Source organism: Segatella copri (assembly GCF_026015465.1).
Taxonomy (GTDB): domain Bacteria; phylum Bacteroidota; class Bacteroidia; order Bacteroidales; family Bacteroidaceae; genus Prevotella; species Prevotella copri_E.
In genome coordinates, this window is record NZ_JAPDUQ010000009.1 from 1 (window position 1) to 3136 (window position 3136).

Below are 3136 nucleotides of genomic sequence, written 5' to 3' on the forward strand. Positions count from 1 at the left end.
TTCTTCGTTGTATTCATTCTGATTACATCACATGATTGTCAAAATGGCTTTGCATGCAAATCATCCCGTCCTTCCTTGTTGATAAAGGCTTTTTTCTACCTCTCCGTCTCTCCTGCAAGGAGAGCTCCACTTTCTCCCCAAGCCCCTCTCAATAGTCTTTACGACCCCTTCGGTTCCCCTTGTAGGGGACAGAAACCTCAGGAAGCGGGGATGTAACCGCCCTCCGGTGCTCGGAACCGCTACGCTATAAGGTTGGCGGACCATCAAAGGTCTACGCCATGGTTGTGCGGGATGGGACCGCCTGGGTATAACTTGCTATAATTTGCTATAGCTTGCTGATTGGGGGTGCATGGGGGGCGGCTTACTGGTTGAGACGTAAGTATTCTTTTACCTTTGCACCCGGAATCACGAAAGCTAAAGTTGGTTAATAGGTGTTAAGATGTACTAGTAAGTATCCTAGATATTCTCTATTCACCGATTCAGTCCTTCGCCTACCCAACATTCTTTCTTGATTCCATTAAATTCTAAAATGTTAATAATATGGATAAAGAACTGTATTTTGGCGTAGATGTCTCCAAGAAGACTCTCGACCTTGCTTATTATGATGGTGAAACCATCGATTGGAAGAATGCTCATATTAAGGTGAGCAATGATGATGCTGGGTTCAAAAAGATTGGCTCCTGGGTCGCAAAGGTAGGAAAAGACTTTGATACCTTTTTGTTCTGTCTGGAATATACCGGACTCTATAACCAAAACTTTAGATTATGGTTAGAATCCAAAGAATATATCTATAGTATGGTGGAACCTCGCAAAATGCATCGCTTTGAGCCAGACTTGGATGATGACCAGCGCTCTCTAGACCGTATCAAGACTGATGAACTGGATGCTTTCAGAATAGCAATCTATTGTGAGCAGAACCACAAGAAGATTCTTCGCAATCCCTCCAAGCTTCCCTCACCTGTCTATTTCAAGTTGAAGAGACTGCTGGCTGAGCGTAAGCAGAACACCAAGCAGTCTGTTCTTTACAAGCAACAGCTTCATGATATCTGCGCATACGACACAGACTTATCCGTTGAACGCAAGAAACTCCTGCTGAAGAACATGAAGGAAAACCAGAAAGCAATAGACAAGGAGATTGACAGCTACATGAATGAAGATGCAAGCATCAGCAAAAATTTCAATCTGCTGTCCTCCATTCCTGGCATTGGTCGCATCATAGCGTTGGAAACTATTGTATTGACGGAAAATTTCACTGCCATCAACAATCCTCGCAAATATGCCTGTTACATAGGAATAGCCCCTTTTAAAAAGGAATCTGGTACCTCAGTAAGAAAGAAAACAGGTGTTTCCAAGAAAGGCTTTTCTGAAGCCAAGGCAGACTTATCCATAGCTGTCCTTTCCGCCATAAGGAACAATCCTTCAATAAGAGACTATTGGATACGTAAGAGAAAGGAAAAATGCGGTGGCATCGTACTCAATGCCATCAAGTTCAAGCTAGTCCTTCGTATGTTTGCCGTGATAAAGCGTGGAACACCATATGTGGAGACAGATGCATACAAGAACTAAAATGCAGCAAAAGTGAACTATCGCACTTCTTAGAGCATAACTATTCCCCGATTAAGTCCTTTGTCTGCGTTTTTTTCACTACCTTTGCCGGAGCATCTGAAAAGGAAGGAACTCCGGACGGGGGTAGTGAACTATTTTGCCGTAGGCAAAGACCTTTCCCTGATATAGTCTCCCCTGCCTGAAATGCCAGGTCAAGTGCCGTTTAGGGATTTAGCTGTGCGCCAGCTTGTAAAAGATGTGGCTTACCCTGACATAGAGAGTTCCTTCCTGCAAAATGCGGTACAAAGGTATGAAAAATAAATCATTTATCGGCATCGACATCTCAAAAAATGTCATTGACGTATCAATTTTCTGTGAAGGAACCCCAATTAAGGACTTTCCTCACGATGTATTCAACAATTCCCGCAAGGGATTTGGCGAAATGTGCACATGGCTCAAGAAGAAACATGTGGTTCTCTCGAACTGTCTCTTTGGAATGGAGTTCACCGGCAGCTACTCCATGGAACTGGAGAAGTTTCTTAATGCCAGGAAGTATCAGTTCTGCATGCTCTCCACCCATGTGATAAAGCATTATCCCATGGGACCCAAGGACAAGAGCGACAAGATTGACTCTGCCAAGATTGCAGACTTTCTCTATCGCTATAATGGTACAGAATGTGTCAAGCCTTATAAAATGCCGGACAAGATCATGCAGAGACTCAAGGCACTGATGAATGAGCGTAAGTTCCTGGTAGAACAACGTACATGCTTCATGAACAGAAGACAGCTGTGCACCACAAAGGAAGACGCCCAGCTATATGATAGCTACATCAAGAAACTCAGCCATGACATTGAAAACATCGAGTTGGAAGAACAGAAGTTGCTGGCTACAGACGAAAGTCTCTTCACGACTTACTGGAATCTTCTGACAATACCAGGAATTGGTTTCGTCAATGCCATAAATGTCATTGTCATTACTCGAAACTTTACCGCTTTTGAAACAGCAAGGCAATATGCCAGTTATGTCGGCGTGGCACCGCACTTCCGCACTTCAGGCACCAGTGTGAGATGGCGTCCCCGACCTTCAGCACGCTGTGATGGTCAGGCGAAAGCGGATCTATCCATGGCGGCCACAGTTGCAGTACAATATGATGCAGAGTTACAATCATTCTATAACCGTAAATTAGGAGGTAAGCAAGATTCAGACACAAAACGCAAGGCATTGAATGCCGTTAAGTTCAAACTTGTTCTAAGAATGTTCGCCATAGGCAAACAGAACAGAAAATGGGAACCGTTAGATTCAAAGAGCAGCAATGAGAAACTTGCAATATCATAAGTCCGAAACAAGTGAACTATAGCAGTCTGTGCTACTGCCATTTAGAGTCTTGTAAAGACACAAACACGGATAACTAATTAGGAATCTAGCCATACGCTATTAAAAGAACGAGTTCCGTGTCGATTTGTAACAGAAAAATCATTTTTGACCATTTCTGTTACCGATATTTTAGTGCCTGCATGTTCCAAAATACCTCTTTTGTATTTATTAACACAAAAAGTTGCTCAAAAATTTGGCTATGTCTTAGGAATCGGT

2 protein-coding genes are annotated in these 3136 nt (G+C 43.1%); both read left to right on the forward strand.

Annotated features, from left to right (window positions below; genetic code table 11):
* Positions 1-540 precede the first annotated feature (540 nt).
* Complete coding sequence (locus ONT08_RS16360; RefSeq protein WP_264960315.1) at positions 541-1566, forward strand: IS110 family transposase; 1026 nt, start codon at positions 541-543, stop codon at positions 1564-1566.
* A gap of 289 nt (positions 1567-1855) precedes the next feature.
* Entirely contained in the window at positions 1856-2881 is a 1026-nt protein-coding gene (locus tag ONT08_RS16365) for an IS110 family transposase (protein ID WP_264960397.1), read from the forward strand.
* Positions 2882-3136 lie beyond the last annotated feature (255 nt).

What these genes read in the sequence shown, in the direction of transcription:
- ONT08_RS16365 (WP_264960397.1), top strand. Translation starts at nt 1,856, where the DNA reads ATGAAAAATAAATCATTTATCGGCATCGACATCTCAAAAAATGTCATT.
- ONT08_RS16360 (WP_264960315.1), top strand. Translation starts at nt 541, where the DNA reads ATGGATAAAGAACTGTATTTTGGCGTAGATGTCTCCAAGAAGACTCTC.